Below are 25624 nucleotides of genomic sequence, written 5' to 3'. Positions count from 1 at the left end.
GGTTTAGTAATACAAAAAGAAGAAATAACATTACCAAGCCCCGTATAGGCAATATTAGAATGTGGGGTGTAGGTTGAGTTAGGTTTGAAAAACACTCAAAAAATTCTTAAGCAATTTTCGTCAGCTTTATGCCAAACAAGTAGTTGGCAGTGCTATATATGTATTTATTTGATTTTAAGAATTCATGCCACAATGAATCACCTAAAAATATACCAAAAAATCATAGCTTTCTACTTTGCCAACAAAAATAGAGCCGTCCAAATGAAGAACTCCTTCAATATTGATATTTCTTTACCATGAGATTTTATGCTCATCTAACCGTCAAATTAATTAGTTTTTTGTCAGAGGAAATTTTAAAAGTCGATAAATGGCGGCATTGTTACATGTCCATCAGCACAAATCTGCTTTCTTTGGAAAACTATCACAATAGTCTTAAGTATTATTTTAATATCGATCCACAAGTTATGATTATCTACATACCAAAGATCAAGTTCAAACTTTTCATCCCAACTTATGGCATTACGTCCATTGATTTGAGCCCAACCAGTCAAACCCGGTCGCACCTCATGCCTTCTAAGTTGCTCTGGTGTATAAAACGGAAGATACTCCATTAATAGTGGCCGGGGACCGACTAGAGACATTTCACCTTTTAAAATATTTAAAAGCTCGGGCAACTCATCAAGGCTTGAAGCTCTCAAAAATTGACCAAATCGTGTTAAGCGGAGAGCATCCGAAAGTAATAAGCCGTTTGGATCACATTGCTCTGTCATTGTTCTAAATTTGATTATTGTAAATGGCTTAGTATTTAAACCCGGGCGAGTCTGTTTAAAAAAAATTGGGTTACCAAGTTTAATGCGAACGATTACCATTAAGATGATCAAGGGTAGGGATAAAATAATCAAAATAATTACCGCAACTGAAAAATCAAACGTTCTTTTCATTGAAATTTCCTAAAAATTTTTACAAATTTACTAACTCCTATTTCTAAAGATAGGTGCTCGCTATAGTATTGTTGCGCTTGCTCTCCCATCCTTGTTAGTTCACATTTATCCAAAGATGCAAGACGGGCAATGGCCTGAGCCAATTCCCTGGGACTATCCGACTGAACAACTATTCCACCATTTGATTTGCTAACTAACTCTGATGCGTCTCCTTCAACCGCCATCAAAAGTGGTTTACCCACACACATGTACGCTTGAGTTTTCGAAGGAATAGTAATCCTAAATAGCGGATCTTTTTTCAAGTGCACAAGTAGAAGGTCTGCAGAAAACAAATAGTTACTCACTTTTTCCATGGAGACAGTTGGAAAAAAAACTACATTATTTAATAGCATTTCTGCTGCTCTACATTGAAGGCGGGAAACATCTAGACCTCCACCAATCATTACAAATACAGCTCGTGAGTTTGCTAACTTGAGTAAGGCAGCTGCCTCCAGAACCGCATCTAATCCCTGAGCTTTCCCCATATTTCCTGCAAATACTATCTTAAATGCGCTTTCGTCTGGAAAATTATTTGGTAACACTGCTTCACGGTATACCAATGCTTTTTCATTGGCCCAGTTATATATCACATCGATCTTATTCTGAGGAACCCCACGCTCTATCAGCAAACGCTTAAATCCAGGAGAAAGCACAACGATGTAATCAACATTATGATAAACCCAATTACAAACTTTACTAATTAGGTTTATTGTGCCGGGACTATTAATCATGCCGCTTGCTCGCAAGGTATCAGGCCACATATCTTGAATATCATAAACAACCGGAATCCCTCGGAAAAACCTGATAATACTAGCAACAATACCGACTGTTAAAGGAGGATGATAGGCGTACATTACATCTGCTCGCTTCAGTATGAACAAACCATAAAAAAGAGCCGAAGCAGCAAAACTAATGTAATTTAAAACTCGCCTAATTACGGACTGGTCGTGATTAGGGTACAAAGGTAAGCGAGTTATTTGAATACCATCAATAAAATCTTTCTGTAATAGTTTAATTCGATACCCTTTATATAACTTACCACCCGGGTAGTTAGGAAAACCAGTAATGACTTCAACCTCGAAATCCCGTCTTAATAGCTCATGAGCAAAAACAATTCCTTTGAAGGTTGGCTCTGGGTCAAACCACTGCGTTAGAAAAACTATTCTCATTCCTAGTAATCGTGTCTTAGTTCAGTACTTCTTCCAAACAATACGATTTACATAATCGGTATAACTGTGAATGATGCGTAGCACCTTATCACTCACATTTGGCATACCATAATCTGCAACCCGATGAATCAGACGTAAATCACCTTTAGGCTGAGTAGATAAAATATTCAGTCCCTGAAGCACACGTTCAATACTTAAGCCTACCAACATGACGGCAGCCTCCTCCATACCCTCTGGTCGTTCATGTACTTCTCGTATATTTAGCGCTGGAAAATTCATAATGGAAGATTCCTCATTAATCGTTCCGCTATCAGAAAGTACGGCTCTAGCTGAGACTTGCAAGCTGCAATAGTCAAAAAAACCCAAGGGTTTTAATAACTGAACTTTTGGGTGAAATTGGATGTCTTTAGCATCAATCTTTTTCTGGGTCCGAGGATGGGTAGACACAATTACTGGCATCCCATAATTTTCAGCTATGGTATTAAGTATGTTGATTAATTTCCTAAAATTACGCTCCGAGTCAATATTCTCTTCCCTATGAACGCTGAGTAAAAAAAATTTATCCGCCTCTATGCCCAGACGTTGCAACACATCAGATGACCTAATCTCTGGGCCGTAATGTGTCAATACTTCAAGCATAGGACTACCAGTTTTAATTATCTGGTCAGGCGGCAAGCCTTCGCGCAATAAATACTCACGTGCAATACTGCTATAAGTTAAGTTAATATCAGCTGTATGATCTATAATGCGTCGATTAATCTCTTCGGGAACGCGCATATCAAAACAACGATTGCCTGCTTCCATATGAAATATTGGAATCTTACGTCTTTTTGCCGAGATAATAGCCATGCAACTATTCGTATCGCCTAGCACGAGCATAGCATCCGGCTCTTCTAATTTCAAGGTATTATCAACTGCAACGATAACATTACCAATGGTCTGCGCTCCATTAGCTCCAGCTGCATTTAGAAAATGATTTGGCTTACGGATACCAAGATCATCAAAAAATATTTGATTTAATTCATAATCATAATTTTGGCCAGTATGTACAATTACATGGTCACAATACTCGTCCAACTTCGCCATAATACGGGATAATCTAATTATCTCTGGCCGCGTTCCAACTACAGTTATTACTTTTAATTTTTTCATACTAAACCTTACTCGCAATGGTGTCCGGGTTTAGACGATCAAAAATTTCATTCGCCCAAAGCATTACAACCATTTCATCCTTACCAATATTTGTTATGTCGTGAGTCCAGCCAGGTACGCTCTCTACCACTCGAGGATGATCTTCAGAGGTAATAAGCTCATAACGCTCATTACTTATAATATTACGAAAACCAAAACGGGCCTCACCTTTAATCACTAAAAATTTCTCGGTTTTAGTATGGTGATAATGACCACCTCGGGTTATGCCTGGGCGCGCAGTAAAAAAAGAAAATTGACCTGAATCTTTTGTTTTAAGCATCTCAACAAATATGCCTCGCTCATCCTCGTGTTTTGGTATGTCATATGCAAACTCTGTCGGTGGAAGATAACTAAGATAAGTTGCATATAAAGCACGAATCAAACCGGCTCCAACCTGCTCAGAAAATAAAGTACTACGGCAATTCTTAAAATTCTCAATTTGAGATGCTAGATCGCCCAAAGCTATCTCATAAACAGGTTCTATTTCAACAAATGTCAAACCGGGAGGCGTATTATCTAAAATACGTATGAAGGCTGATACAACATCATCCACATAAACCAATCGCACTTGAGCAGATCGATCATTTATCTGTATTGGCAAATGATTGGCTATATTGTGACAAAAAGTTGCCACCACTGAGTTATAATTTGGTCTGCACCACTTACCAAATACTCCAGGAAGTCTAATAATTACCACTGGGTTTCCCGTAACCGAGGAAAATTTTGCACATATCCCCTCCGCCCTTCTCTTACTTTCTCCATAGGGGTTGGATATTGAAGCTTGTATTGAAGATGCCATAATCAAAGGGATTTTGCGTCCTGTAGCGGCTATCTTTTCACACACAAGAGCCGTCAAATCCAGATTTACTTCAGTAAATTCTTTGATATCATCCGGCCTATTAACGCCTGCCAAGTGAACTATTGCATCACAACTATCTATATAGGCACTCAGATCCTCTAGAGAGTGTGTGCGATTGAATGCAATTGGTTTGTAGCCCTCTAATTCAATTAATCGAACTATGAAATTTTTCCCAATAAACCCATTTGATCCTGTAACAAGAACTTTCATATTTACTCCTTGACATTGGCATGCTCACCTCGAACAATAGTCTGAATGAAAGTGAGCTTGAGAAGAAGTTTTTTCATACCTTCAACATCAAGACGATCTGTATTGTGGGAGTTGTAATCTTGAGATGAAGATAATTTTGCCTCACCTTTCTCGATAAATTTATCGTAATTTAGGTCGCGTAAATCAGGCGGTACGCGATAATATTTACCCATATCTAACGAATTAGCACACTCCTCTCTGCTGAGAAGGGTCTCGTATAATTTTTCGCCATGGCGGGTGCCAATAATTCTGATTTCATGTTTAGGCTTATCAAGCAAACTTATTAATGCTTTAGCCAGAGTCTCAATCGTTGTAGCTGGAGCTTTTTGAACAAAAATTTCGCCAGAATTGCCATGCTCAAATGCATAAAGAACAAGATCCACAGCATCATCAAGAGTCATCATAAAGCGAGTCATATTAGGATCAGTAATTGTAATGGGTTTACCATCGCGAATTTGCTGAACAAATAAAGGTATTACTGAACCCCGCGAGGCCATTACATTACCATAACGGGTAATATTAATTAAGGTATGGCCAGTGCTACGCGACTTTGCTACAGCTACTTTTTCCATCATAGCCTTACTAATACCCATGGCATTTATTGGGTAAACGGCCTTGTCAGTACTAAGTACTACTGCGCGCTTAACACCACTCTGAATGGCCGCTTCCAGTACGTTTTCTGTTCCAAGAATATTCGTCTTTACAGCTTCAATCGGATGAAACTCACATGATGGTACCTGCTTAAGTGCGGCGGCGTGAAAGATATCATCCACCCCACGCATTGCATTTAATATCGACTGGTAGTCCCGAACATCACCAATATAGAATTTAAGACGGGGATCAGCATAACGCTTTCGCATATCGTCTTGTTTCTTTTCATCACGACTAAAAATACGAATTTCAGATACATCAGAGCAGAGAAATCTTCTCGAGACAGCATTTCCAAAAGAACCTGTACCGCCAGTAATTAATATTTTTTTTGACATAATTTTTTAAAATTATTTATTAATAAAATATTTCTCATTAAATATAGTTTTTACTAATCTTTTCATAAATTTATTAAAAAAGTACTAATATTTAAACATGTGAATTTTTACTGTGTTGTAAATTTCCTATTGCGTTATTAATAATTGAAATTAAATTTAATATTCCTAATTCAGTAGAAAAATTTTTTTTTGCAAACTCATATCCATTTGTTCCTATCTTTATACGAAAGTTAGGTCTTGAAATTAACTCACTTAAGGCAGTCATAATAGCCTCCACAGATTTAGGAGGGATCAATAAAGCGTGCACGCGATCATCTAGAATACTTTGCACGTTTCCAACAGCAGATACAATGACTGCTACTTTAGCAGACATAGCTTCAATAACAACATTAGGAAAGCCCTCATACCATGATGGCAAGACTAAAATATCAGCGGTTTTTAGTAAATCATCTTTTTGATTGCCCTGAATCCAGCCAATGAAACGAACATAATCTTCTAAGTCATTATCATATACGAATGTCCTAGCCGCTTTTTCAGAACTACCTCTACCGGCAATTGACAATATAAATTTATGCTGGATTGCTAATTTCTTGCATGCATCTAGCAATTCAAATACTCCTTTTTCTTTTTCTAGCCAGCCAATAAATACAATATTTATCCTGGAATTAGCTAAAGAAAAATCCCGCTCAGTTCCAATTTTTAATAGTTTAGAAGTAGCCGACCAATTATAAATTATTGGTGAATTTTCTTTTTTAAAACCAACTGTATTGATAGCAAATTTTTGCCATGCAGCTCCCTGACATAATAAATGAGTTCCTCCACTCATTGCAAATTTCATCAATATTTTCATTAAGAGAGTGTCTTTATTAGAATTTATAAGCACCTCTCCCCGAGGGAATAACAGAGCAGGTATACCTCTTGATCGCGCAAATCTTGCCATAATCCCTTTTTCAAATGCGCTTGCTCCAGTCGATGTAAACAATAGCACTGCATCTGGCGAAGAAGAAAATAACATTTTTAGGTAACGATAGAACCTTTTTATAGCCAAATATAAACGTATTAGAAAAATAGGTGGGGGGTTTCTTATTTGCGTTGAATCAATAAGCAATAACTCAAATTGATTCGACAGTTCAGAATTAAGTAGAAGTTGACAGGTTGTGACAATTCCTCCATAAATTTTAGAATTTTTTCCTGGAAATGCACCTACAATTAATAATCTAGGTTTACGTTTTTGATACTTCATAAATTTAGATCCCTAGAAATACATCAAAAAAATTTACATATAATTAAAATTATCGTTTAAATCAAAGAATTAAAAGGAATTATTTCAATACCTAAATAAATCCGTGCTAAAACAAGAAATATAACTAGCCAACTTATTTAAGTATTAATTTATTTTTAATTTTTTAATGTCTACCTGTCGTTTTACCAGAATTCATTTACTACTATATTAATAATTTTCTTTTAAATATTGTAAAAGAGTTAATAAATTGACTGTTAACAAATTCAATTTTATTTATAGGGCTTTACACTTATTGCCCAAGAGATATTAAGGTGTCTAACTACCTAGTAATTATAATAAGTTATTGGGTAGTTTATGCAATGTAAAATTGGTTAGCCTGGAATAAGTTACTAATATTTTTATAAATTTTACCCCACTAAAGTAAACTCTGTTGTTCCACATACCATCGTGTTGCTAATTTAATACCATCGGCAACACAATGTGTTGGCTCGTAGCCCAATAAGTTTTTAGCTTTACTGATATCAGCCAAACTATGACGAACATCTCCTGCGCGGAAATCACAGTATTTTGGCTCTTTAGAGTCGGACACCCCATAAGGTCTCAAGTTGTGACGTATTAAAACAAATAATTGTTTGAGGCTAGTGCGCTCACCAAAAGCTATATTATAGATCTGATTTCTCGCCTCATTTTTTGCTGTAGCAGCTAGCAGATTGGCCTGAATGACATTTTGTACAAAAGTAAAGTCTCGACTAGTTTCGCCGTCGCCATTGATATATATGGTTTCATCTTTAAGAAGCGACGATACCCATTTTGGAATGACCGCAGCGTAAGCTCCGTTAGCATTTTGGCGAGGGCCAAAAACATTAAAATAGCGAAGGCCGACAGTATGATAGTCATAGCACTTAGAAAAAATATCTGCGTACAATTCGTTGACATATTTCGTTACAGCGTAGGGGCTCAGTGGTTTACCAATCCTATCTTCCACCTTTGGCAGAGAAAGGTGATCGCCGTAGGTGCTGCTGCTGGCAGCATAGGTGAAGCTTTTAACCTTTTCATCTCGAGCGGCTACTAGCATATTTAAAAAACCATTAATGTTGACATTGTTGGTGAGAATGGGGTCAGCTAGACTGCGAGGTACGCTCCCTAAGGCGGCTTGGTGAAGGACATAATCAACTCCGTTGCAAGCCTTTTGGCAATCCTCCATTTGGCAAATATCACCATGAATAAATTGGAAGTTAGACCATTGAGCCGGCGTCACGAGATTTTGCACCTCATCTAAGTTACGTTGATTTCCGGTGGCAAAATTGTCTAGGCCAACAACATTCTGATCGAGCTTTAAAAGAGTCTCGAGTAAATTACTGCCAATAAAGCCGGCTACACCAGTAACTAACCAAGTACTAGGAGATTGATGAATCCGTTTTAGAAGTTGAACGTAAGGACTCATAAATTAAAGTTGACCATCAGTAGCATTCATCGGCAAAATACTTTTTACGTCGAACAGTACAGCCCCAGGATGACCAAAGGCTTTGATCCCATGTTCACCCATATCTAAAAATTGATGGTGTCCGACTGCTAAGATAATGGCAGAATATTGTCCAGTAGCGGGAATTTGCTCTAAGCATTCAAGTCCATACTCATTTCGAGCTTCATCAAGGTCAATCCAAGGATCATATATATCTACTTCAATATTAAATTCATGGAGCGTCCTTACAATATCAACTACCTTTGTGTTGCGTACGTCTGGGCAATTTTCTTTAAAAGTCAAGCCTAGTACCAAAATCTTACTACCGAGCACGGGAATGCCTTTGCGAAGCATTATCTTCACTGTCTCTTTAGCCACATGACTGGCCATGCTGTCGTTTATGCGACGACCAGCCAATATGACCTCAGGGTGATAACCAATCTCTTGCGCCTTATGCGTCAAGTAATAAGGATCAACGCCAATACAGTGTCCGCCTACTAAGCCGGGGCGAAATGGTAAGAAGTTCCATTTAGTACCTGCTGCCTCTAGGACCTCTAAAGTATTGATGCCAAGCTTGTTAAAGATGAGGCTTAGCTCATTCATAAGTGCGATATTAACGTCTCGTTGTGTATTTTCAATTACCTTTGCAGCCTCAGCCACCCGAATTGAACTCGCTTTGTGTGTGCCTGCAGTTATGATTTGGTTATATAACTTATCAACCTCATTTGCAACCAATGGAGTACTGCCACTAGTGACCTTTTTGATGGTTGCCAGACGGCGCTCTTTGTCACCTGGATTTATCCGCTCGGGGCTGTAGCCGCAGAAAAAATCCTGGTTGAACTTTAAACCGCTAAACTTTTCGAGAACAGGTACGCAGACCTCCTCTGTCGTGCCAGGGTAAACGGTGGATTCATAAATTACGATATCACCCGATTTAAGAACCTCACCAACAGTTTCGCTGCTCTTAATTAAAAGAGAAAGGTCTGGGCGATTTGCTTGATCAACTGGTGTTGGCACAGTAATTATATATATTTGTGCAGCTTTCAGATTTGATTTTTCACAGCTATAGTCCAGATACTTAGCACTTTGGAGCTCTTCTGGCCCGCACTCACGAGTACGATCTTTGCCGGACCGTAAATCTAAGATACGTTTTAAATTAATATCAAACCCAATAACTGGGCGGATTTTTCCAAATTCGACAGCAAGTGGTAACCCAACATAGCCTAAACCGATAATGGCAATGATTTTTTTTTTATCCATACATCTATACCTTATATTGAGCAAAATTTTAATTTAAAAAATCTCAAAACTACATTCTTACTTATTCCAGCAATACCCCCCCCCAGATATATATACTTTTAATCTTATTTATTCAAGACAAAAAAATGTTCTAACAATATCGGCTAATTCATCATATTTAAGCTATCTCATAATTTATATGAGAAGCGGTTTCTTTCTTACTAACATAGTTTATCAACGGAATAGCATCAGAATGAACTCCGTCAGAAAATATCAATACCGATCTCTCCTTGTAATATCTGATCTTCAGTTGTACTCTGATCAATAAGGTTTTCTGTAACTGCTCAGCAGACTATAAATGCTACGCTAGTCTCATGTCATCATAGGTACCTAAAGTCGCCAATTCAGCCTAAAACCACTTGTAACATATCCAATCAGCCAAATCAAAAAAATGCCTATGTATAAAGTTTTAACCATACCTCAGATATGAATGGTTATCGCAACATTTTTGGCAAAGCATTAACGAAGTTCTAGAGTTTGCAACGCAATGGATGTATGAGCAATCATCAACGTCCAGATATGTTGTTACCACGAAACATTGAGCGGCTATGGTTTCTCAATGAACCTCGATTCTGGATTTGGTTAAATAACGGGGGGGGAACACCATAAATAGATCTAATCCGTTAACAAGGTAAATATAAGACGGATAAGCATTCCTAGGAATATGATTTTGATTCAAATATATCCTAATATTTAAATTCCGAATGCCAGATTGCAAGTTGTAACAATTTCCAGAGCATAAATCCCTGATTTACTGGATGCTTATGATGCTGGACGAGCATACTCTCTAACTTATTACCGCTTATTTCAAATTTCTCTAGGAAGTTCTTATCCAAAAGCTGTGCTTGGGCAAATTCATATAGAGACGTACGAAGCCACTCGCCATAAGGTACATTAAACCCGGTCTTTGGGCCATCCAGAATGCTGGCTGGCAAGCGTCCTCGTTGAGAATCTCGCAAAACTATCTTCTTCTGCCACCCATTCACGTTCAAGCTCGAAGGTAATTTAATAGCGAGACGAGCAACCCCCTCGTCAAGCATCGGGACTCTCGCTTCGACCCCAGCAGCCATTGTTGCTCGATCTACCTTAGTTAGAAATTGAGCTGGCAACTGAACAGTTAAATCAGTCAACAACATTTGCTTCACTGGGTCAAATTGCTTAAATCGCTGAGCTGCTTTTCTGTACGCTAAAAATGGGTCAACGGTTTGCTGCAAATGTTGCCGCCGTTCAGGTTGAAAAACTAACTCGGGAGGATGATAAGGTGTTTCGACTGTCAGTAGGTAAGCCATTCGCAACGCTGGATCTGGATTTCCAACAGAATCTGCTATGCGGACAAAACGCCGACCCAGATTACTCCGGCTATGCAATAGCGATGAAAAGGAACGCGGCCAGAGTTGCCACCAATATGCATTGCGTAAAATAGCATAACGTCTATAGCCTGCAAATAATTCATCACCGCCATCACCTTGGAGCACTACCTTAATCTGCCCTTGTAACTGCTGAGACATTAAATAGAGCGGAATGTTAGCAGCATCTGCGAAGGGTTCATCATGAGCTCGAGCAAGCTTCATTAAGACTGACTCTAACTCACCACCTTGAATCCTCAACTCATTATGATCTAAACCAAATTTCTTCGCTACCAATGCAGCCTTAGGCAGCTCATTAACACCGCGCTCAAAATCAAAACCAGCAGAGAAACTTTGAATTGGGTAGAAGCGATTTTGCATAGCCGATGCCGCAATTGCAGAAGAATCTACCCCGCCACTAAGAAATAGGCCTATTGGCACATCTGCTATAAGCTGACGCGCTACAGCCCTATCCAGGGCCTCTCGGACCAATTCTGCTGCGTCCCGAGCTTCGCGCAACTGAAAGGGCTCTTCAAGCCATTCCTCAATTCTCCACCAAGCCTCAAGGATTTGTATGCCTTTTTCAATAATCAGCCAATGGCCCGGCTGCAGAGCCTGAATGCCCTTATAAAAAGTGCGATCTCCATATGAGTTACCATACCAAAGGTATTCTGAAAAAGTTTGATCATCTAGCTGAGAATTGACACCTCCTGCTGCGAGAACAGTCTTAATCTCGGAGCCGAATGCAAGTCCGTATTGACAAGTTCCATAAAAAAGGGGTTTGACACCAAAACGATCGCGCATTAATACTAAACGCTGATTTTCAGGGTCCCATATAGCCAAAGCAAAAATACCTTCAAGCCGTTTCAGGCCCTGAAGCCCCCACTCGGCATAGATCCTTAAGACTACTTCTGTATCCGTATAACTTTGCCAATCACTGTGTCCAGCCTTCTGAAGGGCCTGCTTTAATTCTCGAAAATTGTAGACTTCTCCGTTATAAGAAATTACTGGGCCATGCTTCCTGAACCTCATGGGTTGAGCGCCAGAATCCGATACATCAAGGATACTCAATCTGCGATGACCTAAGGCAATAGGCAGATCTATAAAAATACCTGAACCATCTGGGCCTCTTGCTTTAATAGTTGAAGTCATTCGTGAAATAGCGTGGGAAACCTCCGCAGCGCCAGCGGATGAATTTAAAAGTCTTAACCCAGCAATTCCACACATATCAATTACACAAGGCCTCATGTTGAAAGATGATTAGCTGCGAGTCAGGAAAGTATTCAACATACTTGCTAGTTTTTTCCCGTAGACTATCGTCTGCTATAGTAATATGGCTAAAAGATATAACAAAACAGAACTACCGAATGAGTCTACTTTACCAAAATAATTAAAATTTATTTATGAAATATCAATCAGTATACAAAAAAAATGATAATGGAATTTTTTAAATATAAATTATTTTAAATGTTAAATTTTTTATTTTGAATTGAATTAATATTTTCAATTATAATACAGTAAATTAAGGTTACTATAATGATAGTAAAATCAATCAAATTTATACTTACTAATAATATATTTCGCAAAGAAGATTATTGGTATTCTTTCCGTAGATCTATTTTAATGGATGAATCAAAATATAAGCGAAGTGTCCTTAAAAATTTACAAACTATTTATAAAACAAAGTATTTTATAGAAACAGGAACGCTTTATGGTGATACCACTATCGCTATGCAGCCATTCTTTCATAAACTATTTACAATAGAATTATCGGATAATTTATATACGATTTGTAAAAATAAATTTAAAAAATTTAACAATATCGTACCATTGCATGGTGACAGTAGATTCGAATTAAAAAAAGTAATTCCCCTCTTAGATGCGCCATCTACATTTTTTTTGGATGGGCATTTCTCGGGGGGTAGTACATCTTGCGGAGATATTAGTCATCCAGTATTAGAAGAAATTGCTATCATAGCTTCCAGTGCAATTAAAGATCATGTAATAGTAATAGACGACATATCGGACTTTAGCCCAGCCGAAGGAAATCCACGTCTCTCCGAAATTATTAAAAGCATAGAAAATATCAATTTAAACTATAAATTTTACTCTGATTACGATATGCTATTTGCATTGCCAAATGAGGAAAAATTTAGGTTTTTTTGGAGAAAAATAGCTCCATGGTTTGTTATAAGATGAGTATTAAAACTTAATTTAGTATCAATTAGTATGATAAATATTCTCATCGGAACAATTAAAAGCTTTACCAATCAAATCTTGATTTCATCGCGTTATTACCTAAGTTGATAAAACTTAAGAAATAACATACTGACTCTTATTATATAAGTCACAAAGTAATTAATTTAAATTTTTAAAATTTAATCATGTTTATTACTGTTATATAAACTGGTCTTATAAGCACGAAACAAATCAATTAAACAATAATTAGAAATCTTTAGTTTAAATGTGTGATATCGTAAAATTAATTTAACTTAAGAAAACTCCTCTAAACTCATCAATTTTAAGATCCTATTCACTCTGTCATGCATTTGAAACCTCAAGACAAAGTCTTTATTTTTTTTAATAATTCCATTTCGCGCATCAGTGCTTAAATTTAAGTATTTAAAGACAGCGATACGTAGTTTTTCTACATCATTTGGAGGGATCCACTCAATACTACTTCCGCTATACAATGAAGATAACCCATCTACATCCGTCGAAATGACAGGGATACCGATAGCCATTGCTTCGGCTATAACCATACCAAAGGCTTCCCGTCTTGTAGGATGAATCAGCATATAACTTAATGCCATTAAGTTGTGGATATCATTTCTAGGGCCTAAAAAATGGACTCTTTCCTTGAGCTGGCTATTTTCGACCTCTCTTTTTAATTTTTCCAGCCTCTTCGTACCAATAATATCGAATAAGTTAACATCCCCTACGTAAAATATTGCCAAATCAAGATTAATTAAATCATTTTTTAAGGAATCCCATATTACCTCAAATCCCTTCTCACTATCATGGCGACCAACAAATAATAAAATCTTTGTTGATAAAGATAATCCAAAATTATCGTTAAATAATAAAGAATCACTATTCAAAAAAAATTTATCAGAGATGGCGTTGTGTACAACATGAATTTTATCTCTTTTCATTGAAGAATATTCACACCACATCTTTTTTGTATATTCAGAGACACAGTAGACTTTCCATGAGAAATATTTAATAAGGAGTGCATACAAAAATAACTTCAACGAATTATCATTATTTTTTTTATAAACATAATGAATACCCACAACGTGCCGTACTTTAGAGAAAATTATGGCAAAAGATGTTATGAAAGTTGATGAAAGATGTCCAGTTTCTACAACATCATAACAGCCAGTTAGAATGAATTTTCTCAATCTATAAATTGTAATTAGAACATCAAATAAGTTCGGTGAAACAGGCATTTTTAATCTTATGATCTCATTTATGTTTATTGCAAAACCCCTCGCAGAACAATTTTCACTATAATTTTGAGACGAAGGGTGCAAGCATAGTAAATCTGAAGAAATGCCCATATTTCTGAAGCTATGATAAAGATCTAAAGATAGTCTTTCTATTCCACCAAGGGTTTCGATTTGCGGTAATATAACTAATATCTTCATTGAATCGATTACAAATAAATTATTTGGTTACTCTAAAATAATTACGCATTTGATGTTGAAATTGATTGAGATAACGAACTATTGCTGGCGATATTAAACCAATCATAAGAATAATCAAACAGAATATGTCTTTCGGATTTCTAGTGATGTATATATATCCGTACTTAATGGGTAAGAACCTATTGCCAGCATAAAGATTATGCAAAAACGCTTGACGATACAATTCTGTTAAATATCTTGGTGCAAATTGATGAATAGTATTTTCATACACATTTATTATTGATTGATATTGCCAGGCCATATCTTTTGACCAACGACTCAATGCAGCAGCTCGTCCACGATGACCACGTGAAGAACTGAATTCAATTGATTCATGCTGAAAAGCAAAAACTTTATTCGTAAGTTTACGTTTCCATGATTTACTAAAATTAATATGAAACAATGCATCCATTGAAGCTCTGCGATCAAAGAACCAATTTGATTTTAATAAAGCATGTTTTCTGGCACAAAATACTATATCACTACCACCCTCCTCTTCGATCCATAGAAGCCACTCCTCAAAGTTCACAATATCCTTGTTTGGGAAAAATTTAGGAGTATATTTATTGTCAGACCAGATATAGCGGCCACAAATTGCTCCAACCTGTGGATAATGGTTGATCAAAATAATTTCTTGTGCTAATTCATGTAGAGAATCAGGAAGTAATTCATGATCACTATCTAAATGAAGAACCCAATCGCCCTTGGAAAGCATCACCGCATCATATCTTGCAGCACTAATTCCTTTATTTTCATTCTGATAGATATATTTAAAATTTTTATGAGTAACATTTCTTAATATATAAGGAGTTAAATCTTGTGAAGCACCATCACAAACCACAACTTCAAAATTTCTATATGTCTGTTTAAAGCAACTTTCTAGACAATTAGTAATATATTCTTGAGAATTATATGTTGAAATAATGACACTTATAAAGGGTTCATATTTATTAAATTTGTGTTGTATATCAATCTCCATTTATAAATAAATAAAAATATTATGGTTCAATTTTTCTCCCAAGCATAATTAATACCATGTTGAAAATTTATTTTATAACCTAACGATTTAAGCAAGGGATTTACATCTTTACATATATTTTTTGTAATATTATCTGGACTTCTCTCAACGATCATTCGAGTTGGCCATTTGTCTTTTTCAACATCTTCAAAAAATGATTTTAAAACCTCATACTCAGAGCCTTCAACATCAATTTTTAGTGCGGCAATCTTTTCGAAAGACCCTAATGTATCATTTAATAAATTTTTTAGAGACATGCATGAAATCTGAATTGAGGTATCAGTTGAATTTAAAACCATTCTTCCGCCGCCTCGATTTCCATACAACTGAGGTTCAAAATGGAAATCCCTGTCACTGCTCCAAATCCCTTTATTTACGGGGATTATTTGAGATATGTTATTCAGATTAATAGTCCTACATAGATTCTCAAACGAATAAGGATCAGCATCAACAGCAACAATGCAGCCATTTTTTCCAACTATATGCGAAAGTGCTAATGAGTATCCGCCAATATTAGAGCCTAAATCAAGAAAAAGAGAGCCGGGATTAAGTGCTTCTGCAAGAAATCGAATTTCTCTCCAGTCAAATAATTGAGGTGCAAAGAGTAGCTCTCTTTCCACAGATTCAGAGGGATCAAGACTAATTTCATAATTAAAAATTTTTGTAGTAACATCACATTTCAGGTTTTTGAAAAAGTACTCAAAAATACCACTAATCACTCTTCCACCAGGAATGACAGGAATATTATGACTAATGATTAAAGTAAGTCGTAAAAAATGTAAAGTACTTTTTTTCAAATTATACCTTTTAATATAATAAAAATTTTAAGTAGAAAATTTTTTTGAGAAAAATGCGGCTGAAATTCCAATTACTATAGCAAATGGAATAGAATATAAAGTTCTAGGATTGAATAATGCAGCCGATAACATAAAAATTAATAATGATAAATTAAAAATTTTATGGGTTGTTTTTTTACTTTCTTGATACATCATTGTAATAGAAAATAAAAAAATAAGAGCAGCAATAATTCCACCTTCAAGTGTAATTTCAAGTATCACGTTATGAGCAGTGCCATAAATTGCATCAGATCCCAACCCTCCACCAAATACAATATTATCCTTTATGAATTCAAATGCCTTAGGCCAAACCTCTGATAATCTTCCTCCTGAATAATCACGGTCTGATTCTGTATCATATAAATATCTATTTTTAATTAAATCAATAAATTCACTTGATGAGGAATAAATAATAATAATAAATGTAAAACTTAGAGCTAAAGTCAATAGAATTATTCTTCTTAATCTAAATATTCGTTCTTTACATAAAAATATATAAGATAACGAAATAAAAAGTGAAAATATTGCAGTTCTACTAAATGAAAGTAAAAGACATAATAATAAAAATAAATTACAAATTAATAATACATATTTTTCTCTAGAACTGGATATTTCATAAATTGGAATTGAAAATAATATTAATAATGCAATCAGAATTGCTATATCATGATTGTAGTAACCAAATATATAATTATTGCCAAATAAAATTGTTTGTCTTCCGAAGTAGCCTCCGAAAAATAAATAAAGGCTTATTAATATAGTACCAATTAATAAATAGAAATAAAAAATTTTATATTCATCTATGTTAGTGATTAAAATAATAACAAATATTGATAATCCAATTAGTAATGAAATACTTAAAAATCTCGATAAAAATATTGAAAGGTCATAGTTGAGAAAATTAAATGAAATAATAGTTAAAATTGTAATTACAAAAAATGGTAGTGAATAAAACTTCCAATATTTTATGGATAATGCTGTATTTAGTTTTCTTGTGTAAGTTTTATTCCACTTTATTAAAAGTATTAATAAAGTAATTAAAATTTCTAGTTTAGAAAATGAGAAGGAATTTTCATATAAATTTGAAATTCCAGACAGTCCATAAAAAATAAATCCAATTGATAAGCCAATAACTGGATTTACAAAAACTAATGGAATCGTTAGTAAAATAATCGATAATATGGTTGATCTTATTTCGTAATTAAAATAAATATAAATAATTAATAGCAAAGAAAATATACTATAAAGATTTATTTTATTAATATTATTTTGAATATTAATTCGCACTATATAAAATTATTTCTTTTTGTGAGTTTAGATCTATTAATATAACTTTATACAAAGTCGGTCTAAATTCTTTTGATTTGTCATCAAAATGAATTTTTAATTTAAAGTTTTTAAGATAGCATTCATTAAGGTAGTCATTATCAATATCTAGGCTATTATTAAAAGATATATCCTGTACTCTGTTTAACTCCATCCCAGCAAGAATAGAATTTAAAGAAGAAAATCCAAATTTAAGTTTTGAGTTAACCTCTGCATATCTTTCTATAATGCCCTCAAATGTACTTGGATTTATATATAATTTATTTTTAACAAAATTTAATAAAAATATTCTATTGTATACATGACCATCAATTGAAAATCTATATGCCCAGTGCCCGTTTTGATAATTTAAATCATAATTCCATTGCAAATGCATATTGTCAAATTTCTTTGAAACATCGTTACCCCTAATGTTTAATCCATGCCTAAAACTGTATGAATTCTGAGACGGGTTATCTTCAATAATGTCTCCAATCTTTGAATTCCATTCAAATTCTCTATAAAAAAAGCTATCATCGGTAAGAAAGCATACATTTCTTGCTGAAGATTCTGATAATTCTTTTTCCAACAATTCCTTGAAATTAAATATATTTCTAGTATTTCTAAATTGTGGGTATATTAAGTAATAGAATAGATTTCTTGGGTAAAACAAAAGGTGCCATGGAGTTTTATAAAATCCTAAATTCTTTTTAATAAATTTTATATTATATAATCTATATTTACTTTGTAGAATTTGAAATCCTTTTTCAAATTCTTTGTTAGAAGAACCATAAATTATAGATATTTTATAATTTCCTTTAAGATAATTATTTATACTTTCTAATAAATGTTCACATAATATTGGTCTATTTAAACAAAAAATAATTATTTGTAAATCAGGTTTATTTATTAAACCACTATGTATATTCATTTAAATTTTTAAGCCAAGGCTTTTAATTTATTTATAAATTTTTTAGCAAGATTTTTCGATGAAAGCTTTGAATAATCATCGCTATTTAAATATCTTTCCCCACAGTGTAAGATTTGTTCGCAAGTCTCAAGTGATAAGGAATTTATATAGGTTACTAGAGCTTTTACATCGCTAAATTTGTCTGCATTAATAAATGAACATGGCCAAACATAATTTTCAATGTCTGGTGCTCCAGAATATACTGGAATAACCCTTGATTGAATGGCATCAAAAATTTTCTCAGTAATGTAACCATTTAATTTTATGTTTTCATAACAGATGCAAAACTTATATTTTGAAATTGTTTCTAATTTTTGTTTTACCCCACCATTAATTACGCCCTTGTAACATTTTTTTATAACATTCATCATTTCTTTTGAATTTTTAAAATATGATGTTTTATCCCAACCATTTCCATATATATCTAATTTTGTTGATAATCCAACTTCTTTAATTAAATTAAATTTATTGTTAGTATTATCACGATGAACCCACGGATCATTAAATTTTATCCATACAGTTCGTGGAGCATGCAATACCATGGAAGCTACAGCACGTATTATTCCATATAAATTTAATTTTGACGGTATCCATATAAGTCTCAAATGTCGTTTATAAGCAGTTACTGCCACTATTCCCTCTTTATTACCTTCAAATATTTTATTTTTATAATTATGATTTGGCCAAAATATTGCTTCAAAATTACTTTTTTGGGAAACTCGCTCATTGCATGCTGACCACAATAGTGTGATCGGAAATTTTTCTGTTATTTTATTTAATGAATTATAAAACCTTGTGCTTACGATTGGTGACTCAAGTGCCCATAAAATTCCTGGAGAGAGTTTATCACCACAACACTCTAGTCCAATACCCATATCTGATACCAAATATGCTGGCTTTACAGATTCTTTACCATTTTTAAATTCATCTAACCCCATTACTAGAAATTTGTTTTTCTCAGCTTCTTGAATTAAATCAAATAAAAATATTCCTCCGGGAAATTTTAATAGATATTGTTGATCACGCAAATGTTTCCCGGAAAAAATATCTAGAGTTGCTATTACGATGGTTCCGTAATAATTAATAGTCATTAATATAAATAATCTTTCATTTGAATAATTTCGATTCTATTTATCACTTAATATTTTCATTTAATTAATAATTAATTATTTTCTTTTAATAGAACTAGCAATTTTCTCTTAATGTATCGAAAGGGGATTTTTATTATAATTTTAATTGTGTCAATAGTTATCTCAAATAATCCAATTTCTAATTGTAATGATGCTTTTTTTAAATATTTATAGATTGATTCTTGATTTCTCATTGTAAGATTAATGGATGACTGAGCTAATGACACGCTTGCCCATTTTTTATAATAATTTATATCTGAATTACTATCTTCATTCAATATAATTTTTTTATAACAGGTAATCAAGGCTAAAATGTTTTTAAATTTTAAGGGCCCAGTTACAGAATCTTGCTCGGGATGTACCCTGTAACTTACTAATTGACCATTACAAATTGCGCATCCTCCATCCATAGATAATTCCAACAGAAGTGGTCGATCAAATACTATCGAGTATAAACTAATATATTGTTTTAAGTTAATAGCTTTTAATTTTGATGTTTTATATACTACTGAACTAAAGCATAATGATCCAGATCTCATTAAGTAATTAGCAAGATAGTATTGACTGAATACTTCACATTTATTATTTTCAAATTTTGAAGCAAAATTCTTTGATTTTATAGTATTAAAACTAGTTCCTACCCATGCTAAATTCTTATATTCTTTCAGAGTTGACAAACAAATTTTCAATAATTCAGGATGCATAATATCATCATCATGAAAAATCATTGTATATGGGGTATCGATATTCATACTCCATGCATACATAAAGTTTCCTGTTGAGCCAATATTTTTTGAGTGTCTTATATAACTTATATTAAGGTTTGTAAATTTATTGATTATTTGTTTGCAATTGAATTGACTTGCATTATCTAAAACAATAACTTTAAAATCATTATATGACTGTGCCTCAATGCTCTCCAAACACTCTTTCAGATAATGTGGTCTATTGTAAGTTAGTATAAAAATACATAATTCTGTCATTTTAAGTTTTTTTTGAAAACTTGTTGTTTTGATTTTTTATAGAAAGCTTTACTCTGCGATTTGAGCTGTATAAATTTCGTTAAAAATATTGTGTAATGACTTTGTCACTTTCCATTTTGGATAGTGCGCTCTAATTTTTCTTAAATCACTGTAATAAACAATATGATCTCCAGAACGGGCTTCATCTTTATAATTTGTAATCATAGATTCACCGCTTATCGATTGAATCAATGATATTGCTTCTAGTATTGAAATACTATTCTCGACTCCGCCACCAATGTTGTAAACCTCTCCGACTCTAGGCTCATCAATAAAATATTGTATGAAGTTTGCAACGTCCCAAGCATGTATATTGTCTCTTACTTGTTTACCTTTATACCCAAATATTGTATACATTTTCTTTTGAACATTACACTTTATCAAATAACTTAAAAATCCATGTAGCTCAACTCCACTATGACTTGGCCCAGTAAGACATCCTCCTCGCAAACAACATGTTGGTATTCCAAAGTATCTTCCATACTCTTGAACAAGAATATCTGCAGCCAATTTTGAAGCGCCAAATAATGAATGTTTTGATTGGTCAATAGAAAAGTGTTCCGAAATTCCGAAGTGGTACTCTGGATCAGCAAAGTCCCATCTGCTCTCCTTTTCTATTAATTTTAAGTTATTTGGTGCATCTCCATAAACCTTATTAGTTGATAAATGTATAAATGGGGAGTCGGTACAATACTTTCTACAAGCCTCAAGGATATTCATAGTCCCAACCGCATTTGTATCAAAATCATCAAAAGGTATTTCAGCAGCTCTATCATGTGAAGGTTGAGCTGCTGCATGAATAATAACGTTTGGACGCACCTCATCTATCAAAGCATTAATACGATTTCGATCGCGGATATCTATTTCATAGTGATGAAAATTTTTAAAGATTGATTTTAGTCTTTCACGATTCCAAGCTGTGCTTCCTGACGGCCCAAAAAATTGGGCGCGCATATCGTTATCGACGCCATGGATATCAAATCCAAGCTTGGCAAAGTAAGCTAACACTTCACCACCAATTAACCCGCTTGAGCCTGTTATAAGAATGGATTTTTTACTCATATTTCTCAATATTATTAATAAAGTTATTTAAGTTTTATTAATTTAATAAATACACTTAAGATTTTATTGGGCTTAACTCTACCAATCCAGTACCGGTATAGTGACCCAAACCACTGATATCAATTTTGGGTAATTTAATATCCTGCCAAATTTGCAACATATTCCATAGCTTAATATCATCAATAATTAAAATAGCGCCAGGCTTAAAGGTACATCTACTAAACTGAGATAGAAATTTTTTTTCCATTATTGAATCTTTAGCAGCGTCCATAAAAATTAAATCACAATTTTCAATATTTTTTTTCTGAGATTGAAAGAATGACTCTTCTTGCAAGTCCCCTATGAACTGTTTTATAGTTCCACCTTCGAAATCAGAATCTCTCAAAAGAGTTGTGGGAAATGAATGCCAATCTTTGATGTCATAGGTGATTATGGAAGTAGCTCCACCCTCACATAAAGATAATGTACCCATACCCCAGAATGTTCCAATTTCAACAACATTTTTTGCATCTAATGCCCGAACTATGGCAGCCAACAATCTATAATGCTCACCAGGCCATGTACTCGGTGAAAAATTTGTTTCAATTAGGGACGATATTTCTACTGACTTATAACCCTCGTGAAATCTTTTTTCTACCAAGGGTAACTGACAATCAATTGCAATCTTACTCGCCTTTGACACAATATCAACTAGATATTCCGATGGGCAGATTGAGTTCTCGATAGAATGAATCAGTGAAAATTCAATGTGTCTATTTGATTGTTCAAAATTTGTTATTGATGGAAGATATATTTTTAATAGTGGGGGTGAAATCTTTTTAAAAAAGAGAAATTTAAGACAGATTAAGCGTATGTGTTTTATTCCAGCATAATAAATTCTAATTAAATTTTTCATTTTTATATATGTGTTTTATTAATCAAAATATAACATTTAATTAAGAAATTAAAATTATTGAGTTATTTTAGTGTAAAAGTTCTTAATTAAAGCAAAAGAAACAATTGCTCTATACCTTACATATCGAAATATTGAAATCAAGAAATTTTGCCAGTTAGGTCTTGTATGCCAAGGATTCCTAAGGGTTACATAATATGGAATTTGCTCTTTGCTATTTGGTAGGAAAAGAGAATTATTAGTCTCAATTGTGCTTATTCTTGAATTCCAAAAAAAAGGAACGTCCTCCAACAGACAAAGTAAGTCAGACTCCCCATCACCCTCACCAATATTTGTCGCCAATGGATTAATATTTACATATCCTTTTTCATATTTTTTGAAACCGTAACGTATTTTTATGTCATTATCAAAAAAACCGGGCGGTATGAATAATGGAGGAACTTCCTTGGTTATATGAACATATGAGTCATAATGTCTACAGAGTTCTTCCTTTGGGACAATTGAAATTTCATTTATTTTCCTATCTCCATAAAATTCAGTATCTTCGATACGAATAACACGACCCGTATTATTGGTTTTATAAAATATATTAATTAGAAATTCTAGTCGATATATTTTAATTGAATCAAGCAATGCCTTATTTGACTTTACCACATAGGCTAAATCATTTTCGTAAAGAATTTTTTTAAAAAACCCGTCATAATAACCCCATTGTGGATACTGCATTCCAACATCATTTTGTGATTCTGTGTAGTGGCTGTAAGTAATTGAAATCGATGCTTCAGGGTATTTTTTCTCCATAACCTCAGCAAGCTGTAAATATGTTTCAATTTTATTAGGCTTATTAATATAGGGATGATCATTATTTGGTGAGAAAAAAATCCATGAATTTCCGAATTTTTTATGAAGTTCAATTAAAGCGGTGTGATACTTCAGCGCTGTATCAGAACGTTGATTTAATATCATGGCCCGGGGAAATATTTCGCTACAGAATCCTTTAAACTCTTCAACATCATCTATATCTTCACACTCAAACCTTATGACAACTTCATCCCAATTTAATATAGAATAACTTGCAAGTGTATATTGAACTACCTTAATTTTCTCTTGAAATTGATATGCAGCTGTTCTATTCCTAAAACTTCGTAAGACTTTTTCGCGCCTGGTATCATTAAGTGATCCAGCCGTGGTATCTGTGTTTTTTGATATAATAAAAGTATCAAAAAATAAGATCATATAAATCTATAATTGTAGAGTTGTAACTTTTACTCAGAAGATTCATTTTATTGATTGAATATAAAATTTACTTTATGCTTCATTTTTAACTCGAATATCTTCAAAAAAAAGAATTTTTGTAATATATTTTCTTAAATCTAATTCCGATTATTGCATAAACTATTATAAATAATCATATTGTGACTAACTTTTGAAACTATTAAAAATTGCTATCAAAATAGCAGATATTCCTTATTAATTATTTATCTGAACTTAGTAAATTAATTTTAATATATCGTATTATGTATTTGGTATAACTTCTTTTATATAACATTGATATGCATAATTTGCGAGTATTTAATCACTTTCGAAGTGTACATGGTGCGCCCTTTTAACTTTAATAGCTCAATTAATATTTGAACCTTGGTAATTTATTTGAAAAAAAAACTCATAAATCATACCCAGCTGCCAGTGCGTCAGAATGAAACATTTTTACAGTATCTAATGAATATTTATTTAAATCATATCCAACCAGAGGTAATTTCTTTATAATGTCATTGGTTACTGTGATTATGTGACATCCAATTTCATCAGCCTGAAATATATTTAGTAATTCGCGTGGGCTTGCCCAAATTAACTCTACTGTAGTTGAAGATTTTAATATTTCCACAGCAGAAGTCATTAGGGGTACAGGATCATAACCAGTGTCAGCTATACGGCCAGCAAATACTGATACATAACTAGGTATATTTGGATTAAGAGCGGCCATTACCTCACGTACCTGATCAAGTGTCATCAGTGCTGTCACGTTTAATTTAACCTTTTGGGCTGACAGTTTTTTCACTAAATCGTGGCAACTCTCTTGCTTTGTGTTTGTAATTGGAATTTTAACGTATACATTATCACCCCAACTCGCAATCTCTAAGGCTTGGCGCTCCATATCTGCAAAATTATCTGAAAATACTTCAAACGATATTGGCTTATCCTTTATATAAACCAAAATGTCTTTACAAAATTCACGATAATTAGTAATGCCTGCCTTTTTCATCAAAGTAGGATTAGTAGTCAAGCCCTTCACAAAAGGCTTTTCATACATCTCAAGCATTCCTTCTTTATCAGCTCCATCAGCAAAAATCTTTATTTTTAAATCTTCAATTTTCTTCATTCAAACTTTTCCAAGGATCATTTTTTTTACATCGAGTAAAGATGACACAATAAAATCAGGCTTATTTGGTTTTTTTTCAGCATAGTTATAATCAATAAAAAAAGTTTTACATCCAGCCGATGCTCCTGCTTCAATATCACGCCAACGATCACCAACCATGAAACTTGTCGGCAAATTGATATCATACTGTTGAGCTGCCTCGAGCAACGCCCCAGGCAAGGGTTTTCTACAGATACATCTATCCTTATTATCATGATAGCAAGTCTTAAAGACATCTATTGGTAATTTAGATGATAGATATGCATGCATTAACTCAATATCCTGTTTCTTTGCGATACCTCTTGCCACATCTGGTTGATTAGTCACTACTATCAATAAGTAATTTGCATTGTGTAATTTTTGAAGAGCTTCGTAAACACCTGGCAATATTTCCATATCCAGTAAAGATGCTGGAGGATATGGCTTGCCATCACGTACGATCGCACGATTTATTACTCCATCCCGATCTAAAAAAACTGCGCGCTTCAATGAATTTA

General features: G+C 33.9%; 22 protein-coding genes. 1 reads left to right on the top strand and 21 read right to left on the bottom strand.

Annotation, left to right across the window (positions count from 1 at the left end):
- Window positions 1-353 precede the first annotated feature (353 nt).
- The 9 genes from ICV32_RS01840 to asnB all read right to left on the bottom strand — a co-directional run bounded on the left by ICV32_RS01840 (window position 354) and on the right by asnB (window position 12011).
- A complete protein-coding gene (locus ICV32_RS01840) occupies window positions 354-941 on the bottom strand; it encodes a sugar transferase (protein WP_215371455.1) in 588 nt (195 codons plus the stop codon).
- Window positions 938-2149 carry a glycosyltransferase family 4 protein gene (locus tag ICV32_RS01835; protein WP_215371453.1) on the bottom strand — a complete coding sequence of 404 codons (1212 nt, stop codon included), beginning with the start codon at window positions 2147-2149 and terminating at the stop codon, window positions 938-940. The genes ICV32_RS01840 and ICV32_RS01835 overlap by 4 nt, the downstream gene beginning before the upstream one ends.
- 21 nt (window positions 2150-2170) lie before the next feature.
- On the bottom strand, window positions 2171-3301 hold the full coding sequence (gene wecB / locus ICV32_RS01830; protein WP_215371452.1) for a non-hydrolyzing UDP-N-acetylglucosamine 2-epimerase: 1131 nt from the start codon (window positions 3299-3301) through the stop codon (window positions 2171-2173).
- Window position 3302: 1 nt separating this feature from the next.
- Window positions 3303-4409: an NAD-dependent epimerase/dehydratase family protein gene (locus ICV32_RS01825; RefSeq protein WP_215371451.1), complete on the bottom strand. Its 1107-nt coding sequence runs from the start codon at window positions 4407-4409 to the stop codon at window positions 3303-3305.
- Window positions 4410-4411: 2 nt separating this feature from the next.
- Window positions 4412-5434, bottom strand: a complete 1023-nt coding sequence (locus ICV32_RS01820) for a polysaccharide biosynthesis protein (protein ID WP_215371449.1) — start codon at window positions 5432-5434, stop codon at window positions 4412-4414.
- Window positions 5435-5525: 91 nt separating this feature from the next.
- Window positions 5526-6677 (bottom strand): glycosyltransferase family 4 protein, encoded by a 1152-nt coding sequence (locus tag ICV32_RS01815; protein ID WP_215371448.1) that lies wholly within the window; start codon window positions 6675-6677, stop codon window positions 5526-5528.
- A 415-nt stretch (window positions 6678-7092) separates the two neighbouring features.
- Complete coding sequence (locus ICV32_RS01810; protein WP_215371446.1) at window positions 7093-8121, bottom strand: NAD-dependent epimerase/dehydratase family protein; 1029 nt, start codon at window positions 8119-8121, stop codon at window positions 7093-7095.
- A 3-nt stretch (window positions 8122-8124) separates the two neighbouring features.
- Window positions 8125-9399 (bottom strand): Vi polysaccharide biosynthesis UDP-N-acetylglucosamine C-6 dehydrogenase TviB, encoded by a 1275-nt coding sequence (gene tviB / locus ICV32_RS01805; protein WP_215371444.1) that lies wholly within the window; start codon window positions 9397-9399, stop codon window positions 8125-8127.
- 725 nt (window positions 9400-10124) lie between these two features.
- Complete coding sequence (asnB, locus tag ICV32_RS01800; RefSeq protein WP_215371442.1) at window positions 10125-12011, bottom strand: asparagine synthase (glutamine-hydrolyzing); 1887 nt, start codon at window positions 12009-12011, stop codon at window positions 10125-10127.
- A gap of 309 nt (window positions 12012-12320) precedes the next feature.
- On the opposite strand from asnB, the gene ICV32_RS01795 reads away from it, so the two are divergent.
- Window positions 12321-12983: a hypothetical protein gene (locus ICV32_RS01795; RefSeq protein WP_215371441.1), complete on the top strand. Its 663-nt coding sequence runs from the start codon at window positions 12321-12323 to the stop codon at window positions 12981-12983.
- Between the two features lie 293 nt (window positions 12984-13276).
- Here the strand turns inward: ICV32_RS01795 and ICV32_RS01790 are convergent, their stop codons facing one another.
- The 12 genes from ICV32_RS01790 to ICV32_RS01735 form a co-directional block, all read right to left on the bottom strand.
- Complete coding sequence (locus ICV32_RS01790; protein WP_215371439.1) at window positions 13277-14434, bottom strand: glycosyltransferase; 1158 nt, start codon at window positions 14432-14434, stop codon at window positions 13277-13279.
- Between the two features lie 19 nt (window positions 14435-14453).
- Window positions 14454-15452, bottom strand: a complete 999-nt coding sequence (locus ICV32_RS01785; RefSeq protein WP_215371437.1) for a glycosyltransferase family 2 protein — start codon at window positions 15450-15452, stop codon at window positions 14454-14456.
- Window positions 15453-15478: 26 nt separating this feature from the next.
- A complete protein-coding gene (locus ICV32_RS01780) occupies window positions 15479-16288 on the bottom strand; it encodes an FkbM family methyltransferase (protein WP_215371435.1) in 810 nt (269 codons plus the stop codon).
- A 27-nt stretch (window positions 16289-16315) separates the two neighbouring features.
- On the bottom strand, window positions 16316-17614 hold the full coding sequence (locus ICV32_RS01775) for an O-antigen ligase (protein WP_215371433.1): 1299 nt from the start codon (window positions 17612-17614) through the stop codon (window positions 16316-16318).
- Complete coding sequence (locus ICV32_RS01770; RefSeq protein ID WP_215371432.1) at window positions 17604-18563, bottom strand: hypothetical protein; 960 nt, start codon at window positions 18561-18563, stop codon at window positions 17604-17606. The genes ICV32_RS01775 and ICV32_RS01770 overlap by 11 nt, the downstream gene beginning before the upstream one ends.
- An 8-nt stretch (window positions 18564-18571) precedes the next feature.
- Window positions 18572-19693 (bottom strand): glycosyltransferase family 10 domain-containing protein, encoded by a 1122-nt coding sequence (locus ICV32_RS01765; protein WP_215371430.1) that lies wholly within the window; start codon window positions 19691-19693, stop codon window positions 18572-18574.
- A 71-nt stretch (window positions 19694-19764) separates the two neighbouring features.
- Window positions 19765-20715: a glycosyltransferase family 2 protein gene (locus ICV32_RS01760; protein ID WP_215371428.1), complete on the bottom strand. Its 951-nt coding sequence runs from the start codon at window positions 20713-20715 to the stop codon at window positions 19765-19767.
- A gap of 48 nt (window positions 20716-20763) precedes the next feature.
- Window positions 20764-21816 (bottom strand): NAD-dependent epimerase/dehydratase family protein, encoded by a 1053-nt coding sequence (locus ICV32_RS01755; protein WP_215371426.1) that lies wholly within the window; start codon window positions 21814-21816, stop codon window positions 20764-20766.
- A gap of 55 nt (window positions 21817-21871) precedes the next feature.
- A complete protein-coding gene (locus ICV32_RS01750; RefSeq protein ID WP_215371424.1) occupies window positions 21872-22711 on the bottom strand; it encodes an O-methyltransferase in 840 nt (279 codons plus the stop codon).
- Window positions 22712-22765: 54 nt separating this feature from the next.
- Complete coding sequence (locus ICV32_RS01745; RefSeq protein ID WP_215371422.1) at window positions 22766-23944, bottom strand: hypothetical protein; 1179 nt, start codon at window positions 23942-23944, stop codon at window positions 22766-22768.
- 427 nt (window positions 23945-24371) lie between these two features.
- Complete coding sequence (locus tag ICV32_RS01740; protein ID WP_215371420.1) at window positions 24372-25088, bottom strand: transaldolase; 717 nt, start codon at window positions 25086-25088, stop codon at window positions 24372-24374.
- Entirely contained in the window at window positions 25089-25616 is a 528-nt protein-coding gene (locus tag ICV32_RS01735) for an HAD-IIIA family hydrolase (RefSeq protein ID WP_215371418.1), read from the bottom strand.
- Window positions 25617-25624: the final 8 nt, after the last annotated feature.

This window comes from Polynucleobacter sp. MWH-UH24A, from assembly GCF_018687475.1.
Lineage (GTDB): Bacteria > Pseudomonadota > Gammaproteobacteria > Burkholderiales > Burkholderiaceae > Polynucleobacter.
The sequence above is the reverse complement of the archived record's forward strand: the minus strand, read 5'-3'. Positions and strand labels throughout refer to the sequence as shown.